This is a genomic window from Streptomyces sp. NPDC058985 (assembly GCF_042740985.1).
Classification (GTDB): domain Bacteria; phylum Actinomycetota; class Actinomycetes; order Streptomycetales; family Streptomycetaceae; genus Streptomyces.
The window spans coordinates 248,554-266,297 of the sequence record NZ_JBHYJX010000002.1 but is presented as its reverse complement, the minus strand read 5'-3'; the positions used below and the strand labels follow the sequence as shown (position 1 = coordinate 266,297).

Here is a 17,744-nt window from a genome sequence, read left to right as displayed (position 1 = left end):
TCAGCGGGCCTTGAGGTCGACGATCCGCCAACGGTCGTCCTGGAGCCGTGCGGTGACCGTGAGCTGGGCCGCGGCGGTGGTGGTCGCGTCCTTGGCCTCGTCCTTGGCCTTGGCCTCGTCCTTGTCGCTTCCGCGGTGCGAGGTCTGGTCGAGGAAGACCAGCAGGCGGGCCTCGTCGCCGTCGAGTTCGATCACTCCGGTGCGGACGGCCCGGGTGCTCAGGGTGACCCGCTGTTCGGTGAGGTCGTCGCGGACCCGGGCGAAGAGGGTTTCGTACTGCCGGGCGGCGCGGCCGTCGAGGACGATGCGTGCGGTGCGCTCGGCGGCCTCCGTGCCGTCCGGTGTGTAGGAGAAGATCCGGGCGAGGGCGTTGCCCACGTCGCCGGCGACGCGGGTGGTGGCCTCGGTGTCGGTGAGCGCGTGGTTGCGGGCGGGTGCGGCCGACCTCACCTGGTGGGCCGCGTAGAAGAAGCCGCAGCCGCCGAGGACGAGGACGGCGGCGGTGGCGGCCGGCACGGCGCGCCGCAGGCGTCCGCTCGGCGGGCGGCCGGCGGGGTCGTCGCCGGGCGCCTGGGCCGGGGCGGTCTCGAGGACGGGCTCCGTCGTCATCGCTCCTCTCCCTCCTTCTCCCCCTCGACCGGTACGGCGCTCAGCGCTCGCACCTTCCACTCCCCCTCGCCGGTGCGGGCCAGGACCGCCTCCAGGCGCTTGCGGTCGGTGGCCGGCTTCTTCGTCGTGGCGGGCGTGACCTCGACGCGGACCGTGGCGATGAGCTTGGCCGTGCCGGACCGGGTGTCGAGCGCGGTGACGGCGGCCTCGGTGACCGTGGCCCGCGCCGAGGAGCCCGCGGCAGGCTCGGTGTCGCCGAGTTCCGCGCGCAGCGGCCCGGTGGAGACGGCGCGCCATTCCCGGATGCTCCGCTCCGCGCGCTGCCGGGTGGAGGCGTCGAGCGTGGTGAGTACGGCGATGCCCTCACGGCCGTCGGCGAGCGCCTCGTCCCGCTCCCGGCCGTACGCGAGCGAGTCGTCGGTGCGTGCCTGGGCGTACGTCCAGGCACCGGTGGTGCAGACGCCGAGGGCCAGGGCGAGCGCCGCCCCGGTGAGGATCCGCGCCCGCCTCACCGCGCACCGCCGGTGGCCGGGGCGAGGAGCGCGGACAGGCCGGAAGGGGCCTCGCCGCTCTGTCCGGGCAGGGCGAGGGCGCCGGGGAGTGCCGCGCCGCCGCCGCTGCCCGTGGTGCCGGCACCGCCCGAGGGCAGGGAACCGGGCCGGGCCGGTTCCGGTACCGCGCCTCCCTTCGGGGCGTTCCCCGAGCCGCGTACGTTGGACCCGCTGGAGGCCGGGGCGGTGCAGGCCGCGTCGGTGTTGAGGGCGGGCGCGGTACCGAGGTCGAGGCCGTTGCGGTAGCGCGTGCCGCCGTATCCGTCGGTGCAGGGCAGGGGCGCGAAGAAGGTGACGGCCATGCCGAGGTTCAGCTTCCCTCCGTCGACGGCGGTGGCACCGGCGGAGACGGCCGCCGGGTACTTCACGAGGAGTTCCTCGATGCCGCGCTGCCGGGTGACGGCGACCTCGGAGGTGGTGAGGAGGTTGGCGAGGACGACGCCCAGGCTCGGGTCCAGGTCCCGCAGCAGGCCGCTGACCTGGGTGGCGGCCTCGGGGGTGACCGCGAGGAGCCGCCGCAGGTCGGCGTCCGAACCCTTGAGGGCGGCGGCCAGTTCCTCGGCCCCGACGGCGAAGCCGCGGATGGCCTCGGCCTCCTCGGCCTGGGTGCGCAGGACGGTCTCGCCGTCGTTGATGAGCAGCGTGGTGGACGGCAGGGCCCGGTCGGCGGCCTCCACGAAGTCGCTGCCGCTGTCGAGCAGCACCTGGAGGTCGTCGCCGTGCCCCTCGAACGCCTTGCCGAACTCGTCCACGACCGTGCGCAGATCCTCCAGGGGGACGGAGCCCACGAGGTCGTCGACGCTGGTGAGGACGTCGGTGACGGGTGCGGGCACCCGGGTGTCGGCCTGTTCGACGCGGGCGCCGTCGGCCAGGTAGGGGGAGCCGTCGCTCTCGGGCCGCAGGTCGATGTACTGCTCGCCCACGGCGGAGAGCCCGGCGACCACGGCCTTGGTGTCGGCGGGGATGCGGGGCGCCGACTTCTTGATGCGCAGTTCGGCGACGACGCCGTCGGCGGTGAGGTCGATCGGGCCGACGCGGCCCACCGAGACGCCCCGGTAGGTGACGTCGGAGTGGGTGAACAGCCCCCCGGTGCGCGGGAGTTGCACATCGACGGTGTAGTAGTCGGCGACGCCCACGTACCGGCCGAGATCGGCGTAGCGGATGCCGAGGTAGGAGAGGGCGAGGACGGCGACGAGCAGGAAGGCGAGGTTCTTCAGCCGTACGGCGAGGGTGATCACCCGCGCTCACCTCCGGGCTCGGTCACGGAGGGCAGCGGCAGGGGTGAGGAGGACCGCCGCTCCGCCGGCGCGGAGGAGCGCTTCTTCTCCTTCGCCGGTGTGCCCTCGGGCACGATGGGCGGGATGACCTGGGTGCCGGGGACGGCGACCATGCTCAGGTAGGTGTTGAGGTAGTCGCCCTTCACGCCGCGCAGCACCTCGTCGGTGAACGGGTAGGTGAGCAGCACCTGGAGCGAGTCGGGCAGGTCCGTGCCCGCGTCGGCGAGCGCCTTCAGCGTCGGCGCGACGGCCTTGAGGTCGGCGATCATGTCGTCCTTGCTCGCGTTGATCGTGGAGACGGCGACGCCGGAGAGCGTGTCGAGGGAGCGCAGCATGGTCAGCAGGGAGCCGCGCTGCTTCTCCAGCGTCTTCAGGCCGGGCGAGAGGCCGGTGAGGACGGTGCCGACGTCCTCCTTGCGGGTGGCGAGGGTGGAGGAGAGCCGGTTGACGGCGTCGAGGGCGTCGGTGATGTCGCCCCGGTGGTCGTCGAGGTCGCCGACCAGGGTGTTGACCCGCTTGAGCATGGAGCGGACCTCGGGTTCGCGGCCGCCGAGCGCCGCGCCCAGTTCCCGGGTGATGGTCTTGAGCTGGCTGACGCCGCCGCCGTTGAGCAGCAGGGACAGCGCGCCGAACACCTCCTCGACCTCGGTGTTGCGCCCGGTGCGGGCCAGCGGGATGACGCTTCCGTCCTTGAGCGGGCCGGCTCCGGTCTCCTTGGCGGGTGCGACGAGCTGGATGTACTTCTCTCCCAGCAGGCTGGACTGTTCGAGCCGCGCGGTGCTGTCGGCGGGCAGCCGCACCTCGCCGTTAATCTCCATGGTGACGCGGGCCGACCAGTCGTCCTCGCCGAGTTCGATGCCGGTGACCCGGCCGACGGCGACGTCGTTGACGCGCACCGCGGAGTGCGGGACCAGGCTGAGCACGTCCTGGAGTTCCGCGGTGACGGTGCGGGGGTGGTCGCCGAGGTCGGCGCCGCCGGGCAGCGGCAGGTCGTCGAGGCCGCCGAAGCCGCGGGGGACGACCGTGATCCCGCCGACCGCCAGGGCGAAGCCGAGGCCGAGGGCGATCAGGCCGCCCGCGGTCAGTCCGGCGGCCCGGCCGGCGGTGAGGGTGCCGCGCTTCATCGGCCGTCTCCCTTCGTCCCGTCGCTCTCCGGCTCACCGGTCGCGCCCGTCACGGGAAGCGGCAGCAGGGGGCCGCCGATGCTGATCTCGTTGAGGTTGGCGCGGCCGTCGAGGGTGCGGGTGTCGGGGTTGTAGGCGTTCACGACGTTGCCCGCGGCCAGGGGGGCCACGTCCAGCGCCTCGGCCAGCGAGGCCCGTTGCTCGACCAGGGTCCGGGTGAGGGGGACGAGCCGGTCGACGTTCTTCTTCAGCTCGCCCCGGTTGTCCTCGATGAAGGTCTTGACCTGGCCGAGGGCCTTGCCGAGTTCCTCCAGCGCGCCGGTGAGGTCGTCCTTGTTGTCGGCGAAGAAGCCGACGACCTCGTCCAGGCGTTCCTGGGCGGTGCGCACGTCGGTGTCCTTGTCCTTCAGCATGGTGGTGAAGGTCTGGAGACTGCTGAGCGTCTTGAACAGGTCGCCGCTGCTGCCGTCGAGGGTCTTGGCCGCCTTGCCGAACTCCTCGACGCCGGTGCCGATGGCCTCGCCGTTGCCGTCGAGGTTGGCGGCGCCGGTGCGCAGCAGGTCGGACAGGGCTCCCTCGGAGTTGGCGCCGTCCGGGCCGAGGGCGTCGCCGAGTTCGGTGATGGAGTCGTAGATCTGGTCGATCTCGACGGGGACGTGGTTGCGGGAGGCGGGCAGGACGGCGCCGTCGGCGAGGGCGGGGCCCGTGGCGTAGGCGGGGGTGAGCTGGACGTAGCGGTCGGAGACGACGCTCGGTGCGACGACGACGGCCCGCGCGCCCTTGGGGACCCGCACCCCCTCGTCCAGGCGGAGGCCGACACGGACCGTGGTGCCCTGCGGCCGCACCGACTCCACCTCGCCGACCCGGACGCCGAGGACGCGCAGGTCGGATCCGGCGTAGACGCCGATGGCGCGGTCGAAGTAGGCGGTGAGGCGGGTGCCGCCGGCTTCGAGGGCGCGGGCGGTGACCAGTCCGGCGGCCGCGAGCACCGCGAGGGCGAGCAGACCGGTGAGGATCTTCCGGCGTCGGTTCATCACTCACCGCTCCCCTGGGCCGCGGCCGGCTGTTTCGGCGGCAGGCATCCGGTCTCGGGCTGGGAGGTCTCGGGCAGGTAGGCGCGGGGCACCACGCCGCACAGGTAGCTGTCGAACCAGCGGCCGTTGCCGAGGGTGTTGCCGACCAGGCGGTAGTACGGACCGACCAGTGCGAGGGTCTTGCCGAGCTGGGTGTTGTTCTTCTCCAGGACAGCTGTGACGCGGCCGAGCGCCTTGAGGGTCGGGCCGAGCTGCTTCTCGTTGTCCTTGACGAGGCCGCCGAGTTCGATGCCGAGGTCCTGGCTGCCCTTGAGCAGGGCGCTGATGGCGGCGCGCCGGTCCCGCAGTTCGCCGAGGAGCGGGCCGCCGTCCTCGATGAGGGTCTCGAAGCTGGACTTCTTGTTCTCCAGGGTCTTGGTGAACTCGGCGCTGCCCTTGAGGAGTTCGGACAGTTCCGAGTCGCGCTTGGAGACGGAGCGGGACAGGTCGGACAGGCCGGTGGCGGCCTTGCGGACGTGGGGCGGGGAGTCGGCGAAGGTGTCGGAGATGGTCTCGAAGCTCTCCGCGAGCTTGCGGGTGTCGATGTCGTCGACGGTGCCGCTGAGGTCCTGGAACGCCTGGGTCACGTCGTACGGGGAGGTGGTGCGGGTCAGCGGGATGCGGCTGCCGGGGTCCTGGCGGGCGGCGCCGAGCGGGTCGAGCGCCAGGTACTTGTCGCCGAGGACGGTCTTGATGGCGATGGCGGCCGTGGTCCGGTCACCGAGCCAGGCGTCCTCGACGTCGAAGGTGACCTTCACCTTGGGCCCGTCGAGGGCGACGCCGGTGACCTTGCCGACCTTGACGCCGGCGATGCGCACCTCGTCGCCCTCGTCCAGGCCCGCGGCCTCGGAGAAGTCGGCGCTGTAGGAGGTGGAGCCGCCGAGCGGCAGCCGGTCCACGTGGTAGACGAGGACGGCGATCACGGCGAGGACGAGCAGTCCGACGATGCCGACGCCGACGGGGTCGCGTTCCTTGACGGGCTTGAGGTGCGGGCGTCTCATCCGCGGCACCTCGATTCGGTGATCGCGATACCGGTCGGCGGTTCGGAGCCGTCGGAGGTGGTCACTCCGCTCACGCGGGCCTCGCAGAGGTAGAGGTTGAACCACGATCCGTAGGAGGACAGGCGCGTCAGGGCGGTCATCTTGGCGGGGGTCCGTTCGAGGAAGTCCTCGATCTGCGGGGTGTGCTCGCCGAGGTTGGCCGAGAGCCGGCCGAGTTCGCGGATGTCCTTCTTGAGGGGTTCCCGGCCGTCCTCGAGGAGGCCGGCGGTGACCGTGGTGAGTTCGCCCATGGCCGTGACGGCCTTGCCCAGGGGTTTGCGGTCCTCGTTGAAGCCGGTGACGAGTTGCTGGAGGGTGACGACGAGGTCGTCGAAGCTGTCCTCGCGGTCGTTGAGGGTGTCCAGGACGGTGGTGAGGTTCGTGACGACCTGGCCGATCACCTTGTCCTTGGCGGCGACGGTCGTCCCGAGGGAGCCGATGTGGCGGATCAGGCTGTCGACGGTGGCGCCTTCGCCCTGGAGCACCTGCACGATCGACCCGGCGAGTTCGTTGACGTCCTTCGGGGAGAGCCCCTCGAACAGCGGCTTGAAGCCGTTGAAGAGCAGGGTCAGGTCGAGCGCGGGCGTGGTGCGGTCGAGCGGGACCGTGCCGCCCTCCGGGAGGGTGCCGGTGAGGTCGCCGCTGCCGCGGCCGAGGGCGACGTAGCGCTGGCCGACCATGTTGAGGTACTTCACGGCGGCGGTGGTCGAGCGGGGCAGCGCGCGGTCCTCGCGGACGGTGAAGGTGACCTGCGCGGTGCGCCGCTGCACGACGCGTACGTCGGTCACCTCGCCGACCGGCACGCCGGAGATACGCACGCTGTCGCCGTCCATGAGCCCGGTGACGTCGGTGAACAGGGCCTGGTAGGTCCGGGCGCCGGAGTCGGAGCCGGCCCCGCCGCCGGCGACGCCGAGGCCGAGCACGGTCGTGGCGAGGGCGGTGACCACCACGAAGACGAGGGACTTGAGCAGCGGCCCGGTCAGCGGGCGGCGCCGGGTGTGCGCGCTGTCGGCACCGGTCATCGGAGCGTCACCTCCGTACCGCGGTAGACGGGGCCGACGAGCAGGCTGCTCCAGTCGGGCAGGTCTTCGGGGCTCTCGCCGGCGGCGGGGGCGAGGAGTTCGTTGACGAGGTCGTTCTCGGACGGGGAGTTGGCGGGCCCGAGGTCCTGGTCCGCCGCGGTGGACGCGGTCCGCGCGGTGGGCCGGGGCAGTGCGCCGACGTACGGCACGGAGGGGCAGCGGGGGCCGCCGCCGGAGTCGTACACCGGGGTGTCGCGGCCGGGGCGGTAGGCGCCGCGCGAGGGGACGGTGGTGACGTCGACGTGGATGCCGGGCCGGTCCGTGCCCTTGCCGAGCGCCTTGTCCATGGCCGGGACGAACTCCGCGAGGGTGCGCAGGGTGCAGGGGAACGCCGAGGAGTACTCGGCGAGCAGTTCCAGGGTCGGCCTGCTCGTGGCGCTCAGCCGGATGATGTTGTCCTGGTTCTTGCGCAGGAAGGCGGTCACGTCCTCGGAGGTCCGGGTGGTGGCGCCGAGGGTGGCGGCGAGTTCGGCCTCCTGCTCGGCGAGGGTGCCGCTGGTGGTGGTGAAGTCGGTGAGCGCGGTGATGATGTCGGGCGCGGCGTCCGCGTAGACGTGGCTGACCTTCACGAGTTCCTTGAGGTCGCGGTTGAGCGCGGGCAGGTTGGGGTTGAACTCCGCCAGGTGGTCGTCCAGCAGGCTCAGCGTCTCGCCGAGCCGCTCGCCACGCCCTTCCAGGGCCTGGGAGACGGCCGACAGGGTGGCGGCGAGCTTCTGCGGCTGCACGGCGGTGAGCATCGGCAGGACGTCGTCGAGCACCTGCTGGAGCTCGATGGCGTTGGCGGAGCGGTCCTGGGGGACGACGGCTCCGGCGGCCAGTGGTTCGGGAGAGGGGTTCTGTGGCGGGACGAGGGCCACGAACCGCTCGCCGAACAGGGTGGTCGGCAGCATCTGCGCGCGCACGTCGGACGGTACGCGGTCCAGCGAGCCGGGTTTCATGGCGAGGGTGAGCCGGGCCCCGGCACCGTCGGCGTCGATGTCGCGGACCTCGCCGACGACGACGCCGCGCAGTTTCACCTCGGCGCCCGGGTGCATCTGGTTGCCCGCGCTGCCGGTCTCCACGACCACCGGGTCGGACTCGGTGAACTCCTTGTCGTAGACGGCGACGGCCAGCCAGATCAGCAGGGCGGGCACCAGCAGGAACACCACCCCGGCGAACCGGTGGCCCAGCGTCTTTCCCCGCGGTCCGCTCATCTCACCCCGCCACCTTCACGGTCGTGGTCGCGCCCCACAGGGCCAGCGACAGGAAGAAGTCGGTGACGCTGATCAGCACGATGGCGTTGCGCACGGACCGGCCGACGGCGACGCCGACGCCGGCCGGGCCGCCCGACGCGCGGTAGCCGTAGTAGCAGTGGGCGACGATCACCATCACGCTGAAGATCAGCACCTTCAGTACGGAGAGCAGCACGTCCGTCGGGGAGAGGAAGAGGTTGAAGTAGTGGTCGTACGTCCCGCGCGACTGCCCGTTGAAGAGGACGGTCACGTAGCGGGAGGCGAGGTAGGAGGAGAGCAGCCCGATCGCGTAGAGCGGGACGATGGCGACCACGCCGGCGATGATGCGGGTGGTGACCAGGTAGGGCATGGAGCGGATGCCCATGCCCTCCAGGGCGTCGACCTCCTCGTTGATGCGCATCGCGCCGAGCTGGGCGGTGAAGCCGGCCCCGACGGTCGCGGAGAGGGCGAGTCCGGCGACGAGGGGGGCGATCTCGCGGGTGTTGAAGTAGGCGGAGACGAAGCCGGTGAACGCGGCGGTGCCGATCTGGTCGAGGGCCGCGTAGCCCTGGAGTCCGACGACGGTCCCGGTGAAGAGCGTCATCGCGATCATCACGCCGATGGTGCCGCCGATGACGCCGAGGCCGCCGGAGCCGAAGGCCACCTCGGCGAGGAGGCGCTGCACCTCCTTGAGGTAGCGGCGCAGGGTCCGCGGTATCCACAGCAGGGCCCGTACGTAGAAGAGCAGTTGGTCGCCGGACCGGTCGAGCCAGACGAGCGGGGAGGCCATCGGTCAGCCTCCCTTCGGCGGGACGATCTGGAGGTAGACGGCCGTCATCACCATGTTGACGAAGAAGAGCAGGAGGAAGGTGATGACGACGGACTGGTTGACGGCGTCGCCGACGCCCTTGGGGCCGCCGCGCGGGTTGAGGCCGCGGTAGGCGGCGACGATGCCCGCGATGAACCCGAAGACCAGCGCCTTGAGTTCGCTGACGTACAGGTCGGGCAGCTGGGCGAGGGCGGAGAAGCTGGAGAGGTAGGCGCCGGGGGTGCCGCCCTGCATGACGACGTTGAAGAAGTAGCCGCCGAGGATGCCGACCACGGAGACCAGGCCGTTGAGCAGGACCGCCACGCCCATGGCGGCCAGGACCCGGGGCACCACGAGTCGCTGCACCGGCGAGACGCCCATGACCTCCATGGCGTCGAGTTCCTCGCGGATCTTGCGGGAGCCGAGGTCGGCGCAGATGGCCGAGCCGCCGGCGCCGGCGATCAGCAGGGCCACGATGAGCGGGCTCGCCTGCTGGACGACGGCGAGGACGCTGGCGCCCCCGGTGAACGACTGGGCTCCCAGCTGCTCGGTCAGTGAGCCGACCTGGAGGGCGATGACGGCGCCGAAGGGGATCGACACGAGGGCGGCGGGCAGGATGGTCACGCTCGCGACGAACCAGAACTGTTCGACGAACTCACGGAACTGGAAGGGCCGTCGGAAGACGGCCCGGACGACCTCGGCGGCGAGCGCGAAGAGCCGGCCGGTCTGCCGCAGCGCGCCGGTGATCACGCGCCGCTCCCGGCGGCGGGCATCGGCAGGGTGGCCGCCTCGGAGTCCTTCGCGTAGGTCTCCCGGATGGCGGACCGCGCGGCGGGCGGCAGCGTGTCGATCATGCCCATGACACGCTGACGTCGTCGGGCGACGGCCTTGCGCGGCGGCAGGCCGGGCGACGGTTCCAGCTGCGGGACGATCACCCGGGGCGCGGCGGGGACGGCGGAGGCGGCACCCGCCTCGGCGGCGAGCGTGGCCGCGTCCTTCTCCTCGGACATCCCGATGGGGCCCTCGCGCCGGCCGCCGAGGAACTGGGACACGACCGGCTCGTCGCTGGTGAGCAGCACCTCGCGCGGGCCGAAGGTGACCAGCTCGCGCAGGAAGAGCATCCCCATGTTGTCGGGGACGGTGGCGGCGATGTCGAGGTTGTGGGTGACGATCAGCATCGTCGCGTCGAGCTGCGCGTTCAGGTCGATCAGCAGCTGGGAGACGTAGGCGGTGCGGACCGGGTCGAGCCCGGAGTCCGGTTCGTCGCACAGGATGATCTGCGGGTCGAGGACGAGCGCGCGGGCCAGCCCGGCCCGCTTGCGCATGCCGCCGCTGATCTCGCCTGGGAGCTTTCCCTCCGCGCCCAGCAGCCCGACGACCTCGATCCGCTCCATGACGATGCGGCGGATCTCGGACTCCTTCTTCCGGGTGTGTTCCCGCAGCGGGAAGGCGATGTTGTCGAAAAGGGACATGGACCCGAAGAGGGCGCCGTCCTGGAACATGAGACCGAAGAGTTTCCGGGTCTCGTAGACGTCTCTTTCAGGACTGTTCACCATGTCCACTCCGTTGATGAGGACACGGCCCTTCTCGGGTTTGAGCAGCCCTATGAGCGACTTCAGGAAAACGGTCTTACCAGTTCCGGACGGGCCCAGCATCACACTGACCTCGCCGGCCGGAAGAGTGAGTGATACGTCCCGCCAGATGCTCTGCTTACCGAAGGACTTGGTCAGACCCTCGACCACTACTTCGATTCCCATATCACCTCCAGCGGACGTCAATCGGATACGCGCTGCGGGCGCACGTTAATTCGGCACGGAGCGCACTGACAACGGGTCGGCACCGGATCTCCGGCCGCCGGGGCGAACTTGTCACCGCGCAGACAACACGGCGGCCCCGCACTTGTCTCCGGGGAGACAGGGCAGGGTCGCGCGGTTCCGGGGGGTGTGGCCCCGCGGGACCCTGCCGACGGACACCCGGACCCGATGGAGGGAGGGCCGAAAAGAGTCCGTCATGGCTCCGGCCGACGGGGGCCACCGACCTGGAACCGAGCACCACACCGGCACGTTACGGCCGAGTAACCTCGGCGGGCAACACCGGAATCGGAGTTTTCCGGGATGCCGACTTCGGCCATCCGGAACCTGTCAGGCAGGACACAAAAACCGCTCGGAAACTTGTCGGCCGGTGAGCATCGGGGCCCGATGGGAGCGACACCGCTGTGAACAGTCCGGACGCCGTTCACATTTCCCCGACTTGGCGCCACGTGAGCATCGAGAAGCGCGGATCACTCACCCCCGAAACAGGTGGTCCCACTTTTAAAAGAATCATGGACTACCGCATTGTTCGGCTAAGTTTCCCGCGAGTAACGTCAGGCCCGTCTTCGCCGGTCAACCCTCAAGGAGAGTCCCGAGCCATGAAGAAGAACACGAGAAGGTCGGCCATCGTGGTCTGCGCGGCCGCGTCGGCGCTGGGCCTCGCCGTCGGCCCGTCCTCGGCGGTGCCCTCCACGGTGTGGACCGTCACCCCCTCGCCGGCCGCGTTCAAGGCCACGAACGTCGGCAACATCGTGCTGACCGCCACGATCCCGATGACCTGCACGGTCTCGGGGGCGGAGGGCTCGATGAACAGCACCACCGGCAACCCCGGGGACGTCGCCGACATCACCACCATGACCTTCGGCTCGTCCGGTGCGCCGTGTACCAGTGTCCTGGGCAACGTCACCACCACCTCGGTCACCCCGTGGGACGTCGTCGCGGTGGACTACAACGCCTCGACGGGCGTCACCAAGGGCCACGTCGGCAACGTCAAGGCACAGGTGACCGCCGGTGCCTGCAAGTTCACGGTGGTGGGCAAGGCCTCGGCCACCTACACCAACTCCACCGGCGTGCTCGCGGTCAACAGCGCCGTGGGCGACCTGTCGGTCAGCAGCAGCCCTGCGCCGGTCAACTGCGGCTCCGTGGTCACCACGGCCACCAAGCCGACCTTCAAGGGCAACTACGCCGTCAAGGTCAAGAGCACCAACGCCATCCCGACGATCGTCGGTTCCAACCCGTAGGCCGGCGCCGCCCCTCACGTCCGCCCGGCCGGCACCCCGGCCGGGCGTTCGCGGGCCCGAGCCATCCGCCACCGCCCGACCACGCCCGACCGCCCACGCTGCCCGAGCCATCCGAGCGGAGTCGCATGAAAGCCCAACGAGCCGCCGTACCCCGGCCGCCCCGGTTCCGTGCCCGGACCACGTCGATCGCCGCGTTCGTCGTGCTCGCCGCCCTGATCCCGACCACGGCCTCCGCCTCGGGCACCCAGGAGATCGAGGTCGCACTCCCCTATGTCTGCACCCTCCCGTCGGGGCAACTGCCCACGACCGTGCGGATCTCGGCGGAATTCCCGGAACGGGCCGACGCGGGCGAGACCTTCTCGCCGTCCGGCGTCACCACCACCGTCGAACTCCCGGCGGAGGCCGTCGCGGACCTCACCGGGCAGGGCGCGGCGCAGGTGCGGGCGGCGACCCGGCTCGAGGTGCGCGTGGCCCAGAACGAGGCGACGGCGAAGGCGACCTGGCGGGGCGGCGCCGAGCCCGTCGCGCTGCCCGGGTCGGGGCCGCTGACGCTGGTCTCGAAGGGCGACGTCCCCTCGGTGGCCGGCCGGGGCGACGGAGATCTGACGTTCACGGCGGGCACCCTCGCCGTCGACCTGGCCCTCGACGCGGCGGCGGGCGCGGCCTCCACCGACCCGGCCGCTGCGGACCCGACCGCCCCACGGTCCGCTGCCACCGGCCCCGACTCCGACTCCGGCTCCGACTCCGGACCCGACTCGCTCACCGTCGGCTGCGCCCTCGCGGAGGACGCGCCCGACCAGGGACTGCTGGCCACCGTGCGGGTCGGCGCGGACGGTTCTCCGAGCCCGGGCAGTTCACCGTCCGGGCCGGACGGGGCCTCCCGCAGCCCGGACCGGGAGGCGCAGGGGCACGGACGGGAGGAGCGGCAGGGGGACCGGTCGCCCGAGGTGCTTCAGACCCCGCCCGGCGCCGCCCCGGACCGCGACGACGTACCGCCGTGCCGCTACGACGAGCAGCACCCGCCCACGGACGTGTCGCTCAACGCCTACGTCACCGGCTACGCCAACGTGAACAAGATGAAGGGCGCCGCCTACCTCCCGCCCTCCTGCCTGCTGATCGAGCAGGGCATCCCCGTGGACGGTCCGCCCGACCCGGAGCACATCATCTTCGACACGGTGTCGTGGGCGAACTTCCACTACCAGGGGCGCAAGGAGACACCGCCGTTCCCGAGCACCTTCCTGTCCTTCGACTTCGCGCCGGTCAAGGCCACGATGGTGCTGAAACAGACCGGGCCCATCCGGATCGACTCGCGGATCAAGCTGCGACTGTCCGACTTCACCACGGTCACGGACACCTACGTCCGGGCGCCGCTCGTCGCGCACGTGACCGACCTGGAGGTCAACGGGACGCCCCTGGACGTCGGCCCCGACTGCCGGACCGAGACGTCCCTGACCTCCGCCGACCCGGATCCGGCCAACCACCCCGGTGACCACTTGGTGCTCTACGGCCGCGGCGAGCAGCTCATCGGCCAGGAGGCCACCGGCTACCTGCTGCTCAGCGGCGGCACGCTGTCCGGCGAGACGAGCATCCCGGCCTTCACCGGCTGCGGCACGGCGGACGGCGAGGACCTCGACCGTCTGCTGACCGCCTCCGTCTCCGGCCCCGGCAACCACATCAAGCAGGTCCAGGGCCAGACGTGCGCGATCGCCGCCCCCGTCTTCCCGACCCCCGAGACCCCCGGCCAGTGCACGGAGGACCTCCAGCCCTACGAGATCCCCGTCGCCGAGCGCTGAGCCCTCCCGCCCCGCCCACCTGCCCACTTCCAAGGAAGGCCACCACCATGCGTCCGACCTCCACCCGCACCCGGCTCGCCATCGTCTCCGCGCTGACCGCCCTCGGCGCCTTCGCCTCCCTGGGCACGGCGACGGCCGCCGACCCCTCGCTGAACGGCGAGTGGGCCCCCTTCACCCGCTGCCCCGTCGACGCCCCGGCGATGCTGACCGCCGACGGCGTCGAGAAGACCCCGCAGTGTGTGGTCTCCACCTCCGCCAGCGGCTCCATCAAACTGGGCAACACCACGGTGGTCACCGGCCGGACCAACCTGCAGATCGGCGTCGTGCAGAACGCGGACGGCACCAGCGCGGTCGTCGCCCCGGCCTCCGGCGCGCTCGTCGCCGAGCCCGCCTCCGTGCCCGGCGGGCTGCTCGGCCTGATGTGTCCGAGCGACATCTTCGTGATCACGGGCATCTGCGAGTCGCTGGAGAACTCCAGCCTCAACAAGATCACCGCGACCATGGAGTCCGTCGGCGCGCCCTACGCCTTCGACCAGACCGCGGGCGTCCTCACCGACATGCCGATCGTCGCCCTGCCGGTCCGCATCCACCTGGAGAACCCGCTCCTCGGCGACAAGTGCTACATCGGATCCGCCGCCAAGCCGATCGTCCTGCGGCCGGAGAACCGCAACTTCCCGGACTTCGGGATGTCCTTCTTCCAGGGTGACGGCACCCCGGACGAGGCCGGCGAGATGAGCCGGATCAACCTCACCGGCGCCACCCAGAACGACAGCACCTTCGCGGTGCCCGGCGCCACCGGCTGCGGCCTGAACGTCGGCCTGATCAACGCGGCGGTCAACGCGAAGACCGGCCTGCCCTCCGCCGCCGGGAACAACAGCCTGACCCTCGACAACACGCAGACCCACCTCACCGGCCTCAACGCGCCCGGAACCGTCGTCCCCGACGCCGGCCGGGTACTGGCCGAGAACTGGCACTCCGCCGTCAGGTAACGGCCAAAGTCGCACACAACAAGCGCACGATTGCTCCCCAAGAGATGTACATCACAATGAAGTTGATTTACCGTCGGCTAGCCAAGCCGGTGAACGCCTGGTGGACCGGCCAGGTTCCACCCCACGCGCAACGGAGCCCGGCCGGCCACCCCACCGGACATGTCGCAGAGCAAGGGAATACTCATGCCCTCCATCGCGCGTCCTTCGGTGCTCGGTGAACCGCTCGACCCCCTGCCCAAGAAGTTCGCGGCCTTCATGCGGCCGCTGCTCCCGGGGCTGCTGAACGAGATACGCATCGAGGTCACCCGCAGCTACCCGGTGTACGGCAGGCTGCTCAACGGCCCGGACGGGGACGCGATCCGGCAGGGGGTCGAGCAGGCCCTGACCGCCTTCGTGGACCGGATCGACAACCCCGGCAGCAGCTCGGAGACGCGCAACGAACTGCTGCGCAGATTCGGCAGGGTGGAGGCCTACGAGGGCCGCGACCTGGAGGTCCTGCAGGGCGCCTACCGGCTCGGCGCCCGCATCGCACTGCGCCGGGCCAAGACCCTGGGACGGCAGTACAGCCTCTCCCCCGCCCTGATTCTTGCCTTCGCCGACGCCCTCTTCGCCTACGTCGAGGAGCTGGAGGCGATCACCCGCGAGGGGTACGCGGAGGTGCGGGAGCGGGCGGCCTCGGAGGAGTCCGCGTTACGAAGACAATTACTCCACTTCCTGCTGACCGCCTCGCCGCTGCCCCGGACGACCATCTCGGAACTGTGCAAGGCCGCCGCCTGGGAGCTGCCCCGGTCGTGCTTCCTCGTCGCCCTGCACCATCCGGCGCCGGAACACCTCCAGGCGGCACTCGACCGGGACGTCCTCACCGACCTGGACATCCCGCAGCCGCATCTGCTCGTCCCCGGGGACCTCACCCCCGCCCGCCTCGACATGCTCCGTACGGCGCTGGCCGGCACCCGCGCCGCGCTCGGCCTGACCGTACCGGTCGCGCAGGCCGCCGACTCCGTCCGCTGGGCCCGCCGGGTGCTGCAGCTCGTTGACGACGATGTCATCCCCGACACTCCGCTGATCCGCTGCGAGGACCACCTGACGACGCTGTGGCTGCTGTCCGACGCCGCCCTCGTCGACCGGATCGCGGCGCGTGAACTGGCCCCGCTCGACGAGCTGCCCGCCAGACGGCGCGACCGGCTCGTCGAGACCCTCCGCGTCCACGTCTCCACCCGGGCGCCGGCCGAGCAGGTCGGTGAGGTGCTGGGTGTGCACGCCCAGACCGTCCGCTACCGCCTGCGGACCCTGGACGCCTACCTCGGCGACCGGCTCGCCGACCCCGACCACCGGTTCGCCATCGAGGTCGCCCTCCGCTCGCTGCACCTGCGCGGCCACGACGGCACGGACTGATCCCGCGCCGGGCGAACACCGGGTGTCGCAGATGACCTCCGGATGAATTCGAACGGCAGACTCATGGAATCCGCGGGCCCCTTCCGCTCTCCGCCGCCACCATGGCCTCCCATGTCACCGTCCTGAGGGGGAGGCGGACGTGAGTCTGTCGTGGGAGTCCGTGGCCGCCGTCCTGGGTCTGACGGTGCCCGTCGTGGCCGCCCTGTGGGAGTTCGTGCTGGCGGGCCGCAAGAGGCTCGGCTACCGCGTCCAGTTGGACACCACCATCCGGGACTCGGCCGCCTCGGGGCCGGACACGACGGTGCTCCAGCGCATGCAGTGGGACGGGACGAACCTGCGCGACCCCTCGGTCGTCCTGCTGCGGATCGAGAACGCCGGCTGGAGCCCCGTGGTCGCCGGGGACTACGTCGCTCCCGCCAACGACCCCGTGGGCATCAGCATCGCCTTCCCCGGCCGCCGGGTGGTCGGCATGACGGTGACGGAGCGCAGTCCCCAGGTGCCGCCCACCTTCTTCGTCCCGGGAGCCGAGGGGTTCGAGACCACGGGCCGGGTCGTCAAGCTGCCCAAGGTGATACTGAACCGCAGGGCGCACTACAAGGTCCTGGCGGTCCTGGACCGTGAAGAGGGCTTCACCGAGCCCGAGTTCCCCGAGCCGGAGGTCACCGCGGGGGTCGTCGGCGGGGTGCGCGGCGGGAACATCAAGAAGACCGCGTACTACCCGTTCGCCTCCCGGCAGGTCCGCTGGCTGCTCGCCTCGCTCATCCTGGTGAGCGCCACCCAGTCGGCGCTCACCTTCGCCGGGGGCGACGACACGGCCGCGCCGCTGGACTGCGCCGCCGGGACGCTTCACCTGTCGGGTTCCACGGCCTTCGCGCCGGTGCTGCGGGAGGCCGCGGAGCAGTACGAGCGGACCTGCCCGGACGCCCGTATCCCGCTGACCGCCAACTCCTTCAAGGGCAGCGTCGACGGTCTCGACACCCTCGCCGCCGCGGGCGCCGACGCCGCGCTCACCGACGGCCGGGGCCTGGGGAACAGGCTGTCGTTCAGCGACGGGCCGAAGTCCGACGGCCGTCCGCAGCTGCTCCCCCGGCCCGTCGCCCTGTCGCTGTTCACGCTGGTCGTGCACGAGGACGCCGGGGTCCGGGACCTGTCCCTGAAGCAGGTCCGGGACATCTACGCCGGGCGCGTCACCGACTGGAGCCAGGTCGGGGGCAACGACGTACCCGTCCGCCTGGTCAGCCGGAACCCCGGCTCGGGCACCCGGACCACGCTCGAACGGCAGGTCCTCGACGGCCGAGCCCTCCCGGCGGTCACCACGGCCGACTGCGCGGGGCTGGCCCCGGACCGGCCGGGCCGCTGCGAGGTGGGCGGCACCGCGACCCTGCTCGACACGGTGTCCTCCACCCCGGGCGCCCTCGGCCACAGCGAGGTCGGCGCCGCCTCGGCGCGCGACGACGTCCGGCAGGTCCGCGTCGACGGCTACCCGGCCACCCTGGAGGGCGCCGACGAGGGGGCGTACCCGTACTGGCAGACGGAGATCGCCTACACCTACGGCGAACCGCCGGCCGACTCGATCGCCGCGGGCTTCCTGCGCTACCTCGCCGACGAGGTCGGCAAGGACGTCATCCGCTCCAAGGGCCACCGCCCCTGCTCCGAACTGGACAAGCCCCTGCTCTGCCGCCCGGACGGGGCGTGAGGCGGGGTGGCACAGTGGAGAGTCCCGGTCCCGGCTCAAGGAAG

Annotated in this window: 16 protein-coding genes; 5 read left to right on the top strand and 11 right to left on the bottom strand. The window is 71.5% G+C overall.

Annotated features, from left to right (window positions below):
* Genes ACFW01_RS02835 through ACFW01_RS02785 form a run of 11 tightly spaced genes read right to left on the bottom strand, consistent with a single transcriptional unit; the run spans position 1 to position 10,532 of the window.
* Positions 1-609: a hypothetical protein gene (locus ACFW01_RS02835; RefSeq protein WP_384502225.1), complete on the bottom strand. Its 609-nt coding sequence runs from the start codon at positions 607-609 to the stop codon at positions 1-3.
* On the bottom strand, positions 606-1,121 hold the full coding sequence (locus ACFW01_RS02830; protein ID WP_234954367.1) for a hypothetical protein: 516 nt from the start codon (positions 1,119-1,121) through the stop codon (positions 606-608). Before ACFW01_RS02830 ends, ACFW01_RS02835 begins: the two co-directional genes overlap by 4 nt.
* On the bottom strand, positions 1,118-2,398 hold the full coding sequence (locus tag ACFW01_RS02825) for an MCE family protein (RefSeq protein ID WP_384502224.1): 1,281 nt from the start codon (positions 2,396-2,398) through the stop codon (positions 1,118-1,120). The genes ACFW01_RS02830 and ACFW01_RS02825 overlap by 4 nt, the downstream gene beginning before the upstream one ends.
* A complete protein-coding gene (locus ACFW01_RS02820; RefSeq protein WP_384502223.1) occupies positions 2,395-3,561 on the bottom strand; it encodes an MCE family protein in 1,167 nt (388 codons plus the stop codon). The genes ACFW01_RS02825 and ACFW01_RS02820 overlap by 4 nt, the downstream gene beginning before the upstream one ends.
* Positions 3,558-4,595 (bottom strand): MCE family protein, encoded by a 1,038-nt coding sequence (locus tag ACFW01_RS02815; RefSeq protein WP_384502222.1) that lies wholly within the window; start codon positions 4,593-4,595, stop codon positions 3,558-3,560. Before ACFW01_RS02815 ends, ACFW01_RS02820 begins: the two co-directional genes overlap by 4 nt.
* Complete coding sequence (locus tag ACFW01_RS02810; RefSeq protein WP_384502221.1) at positions 4,595-5,635, bottom strand: MCE family protein; 1,041 nt, start codon at positions 5,633-5,635, stop codon at positions 4,595-4,597. The genes ACFW01_RS02815 and ACFW01_RS02810 overlap by 1 nt, the downstream gene beginning before the upstream one ends.
* Positions 5,632-6,696 (bottom strand): MCE family protein, encoded by a 1,065-nt coding sequence (locus ACFW01_RS02805; RefSeq protein ID WP_384502220.1) that lies wholly within the window; start codon positions 6,694-6,696, stop codon positions 5,632-5,634. The genes ACFW01_RS02810 and ACFW01_RS02805 overlap by 4 nt, the downstream gene beginning before the upstream one ends.
* On the bottom strand, positions 6,693-7,949 hold the full coding sequence (locus ACFW01_RS02800) for an MCE family protein (RefSeq protein ID WP_384502219.1): 1,257 nt from the start codon (positions 7,947-7,949) through the stop codon (positions 6,693-6,695). The genes ACFW01_RS02805 and ACFW01_RS02800 overlap by 4 nt, the downstream gene beginning before the upstream one ends.
* A 1-nt stretch (position 7,950) precedes the next feature.
* Positions 7,951-8,757, bottom strand: a complete 807-nt coding sequence (locus tag ACFW01_RS02795) for an ABC transporter permease (RefSeq protein WP_122620285.1) — start codon at positions 8,755-8,757, stop codon at positions 7,951-7,953.
* A 3-nt stretch (positions 8,758-8,760) separates the two neighbouring features.
* Complete coding sequence (locus tag ACFW01_RS02790) at positions 8,761-9,525, bottom strand: ABC transporter permease (protein ID WP_064727728.1); 765 nt, start codon at positions 9,523-9,525, stop codon at positions 8,761-8,763.
* Positions 9,522-10,532, bottom strand: coding sequence for an ABC transporter ATP-binding protein (locus ACFW01_RS02785; RefSeq protein ID WP_161332337.1), 1,011 nt, complete (start codon positions 10,530-10,532; stop codon positions 9,522-9,524). The genes ACFW01_RS02790 and ACFW01_RS02785 overlap by 4 nt, the downstream gene beginning before the upstream one ends.
* A gap of 653 nt (positions 10,533-11,185) precedes the next feature.
* Here ACFW01_RS02785 and ACFW01_RS02780 point away from each other — a divergent pair.
* From ACFW01_RS02780 to ACFW01_RS02760, 5 genes are all read left to right on the top strand, one after another.
* A complete protein-coding gene (locus ACFW01_RS02780) occupies positions 11,186-11,827 on the top strand; it encodes a hypothetical protein (RefSeq protein WP_234954381.1) in 642 nt (213 codons plus the stop codon).
* Between the two features lie 125 nt (positions 11,828-11,952).
* The gene (locus ACFW01_RS02775) at positions 11,953-13,620 is read left to right on the top strand and encodes a DUF6801 domain-containing protein (RefSeq protein WP_384502218.1); all 1,668 of its coding nucleotides are present in this window, start codon (positions 11,953-11,955) and stop codon (positions 13,618-13,620) included.
* 47 nt (positions 13,621-13,667) lie between these two features.
* Positions 13,668-14,609, top strand: a complete 942-nt coding sequence (locus tag ACFW01_RS02770; RefSeq protein WP_234954385.1) for a hypothetical protein — start codon at positions 13,668-13,670, stop codon at positions 14,607-14,609.
* Between the two features lie 183 nt (positions 14,610-14,792).
* Complete coding sequence (locus tag ACFW01_RS02765; RefSeq protein WP_234954387.1) at positions 14,793-16,004, top strand: helix-turn-helix domain-containing protein; 1,212 nt, start codon at positions 14,793-14,795, stop codon at positions 16,002-16,004.
* A 139-nt stretch (positions 16,005-16,143) separates the two neighbouring features.
* Positions 16,144-17,700, top strand: coding sequence for a substrate-binding domain-containing protein (locus ACFW01_RS02760; RefSeq protein ID WP_234954389.1), 1,557 nt, complete (start codon positions 16,144-16,146; stop codon positions 17,698-17,700).
* The last annotated feature ends 44 nt before the right edge of the window (positions 17,701-17,744 follow it).

Coding starts and splice junctions, on each gene's coding strand:
- ACFW01_RS02835 (WP_384502225.1), bottom strand. CDS start 609: ATGACGACGGAGCCCGTCCTCGAGACCGCCCCGGCCCAGGCGCCCGGC.
- ACFW01_RS02820 (WP_384502223.1), bottom strand. CDS start 3,561: ATGAAGCGCGGCACCCTCACCGCCGGCCGGGCCGCCGGACTGACCGCG.
- ACFW01_RS02815 (WP_384502222.1), bottom strand. CDS start 4,595: ATGAACCGACGCCGGAAGATCCTCACCGGTCTGCTCGCCCTCGCGGTG.
- ACFW01_RS02810 (WP_384502221.1), bottom strand. CDS start 5,635: ATGAGACGCCCGCACCTCAAGCCCGTCAAGGAACGCGACCCCGTCGGC.
- ACFW01_RS02805 (WP_384502220.1), bottom strand. CDS start 6,696: ATGACCGGTGCCGACAGCGCGCACACCCGGCGCCGCCCGCTGACCGGG.
- ACFW01_RS02800 (WP_384502219.1), bottom strand. CDS start 7,949: ATGAGCGGACCGCGGGGAAAGACGCTGGGCCACCGGTTCGCCGGGGTG.
- ACFW01_RS02795 (WP_122620285.1), bottom strand. CDS start 8,757: ATGGCCTCCCCGCTCGTCTGGCTCGACCGGTCCGGCGACCAACTGCTC.
- ACFW01_RS02785 (WP_161332337.1), bottom strand. CDS start 10,532: ATGGGAATCGAAGTAGTGGTCGAGGGTCTGACCAAGTCCTTCGGTAAG.
- ACFW01_RS02780 (WP_234954381.1), top strand. CDS start 11,186: ATGAAGAAGAACACGAGAAGGTCGGCCATCGTGGTCTGCGCGGCCGCG.
- ACFW01_RS02775 (WP_384502218.1), top strand. CDS start 11,953: ATGAAAGCCCAACGAGCCGCCGTACCCCGGCCGCCCCGGTTCCGTGCC.
- ACFW01_RS02770 (WP_234954385.1), top strand. CDS start 13,668: ATGCGTCCGACCTCCACCCGCACCCGGCTCGCCATCGTCTCCGCGCTG.
- ACFW01_RS02765 (WP_234954387.1), top strand. CDS start 14,793: ATGCCCTCCATCGCGCGTCCTTCGGTGCTCGGTGAACCGCTCGACCCC.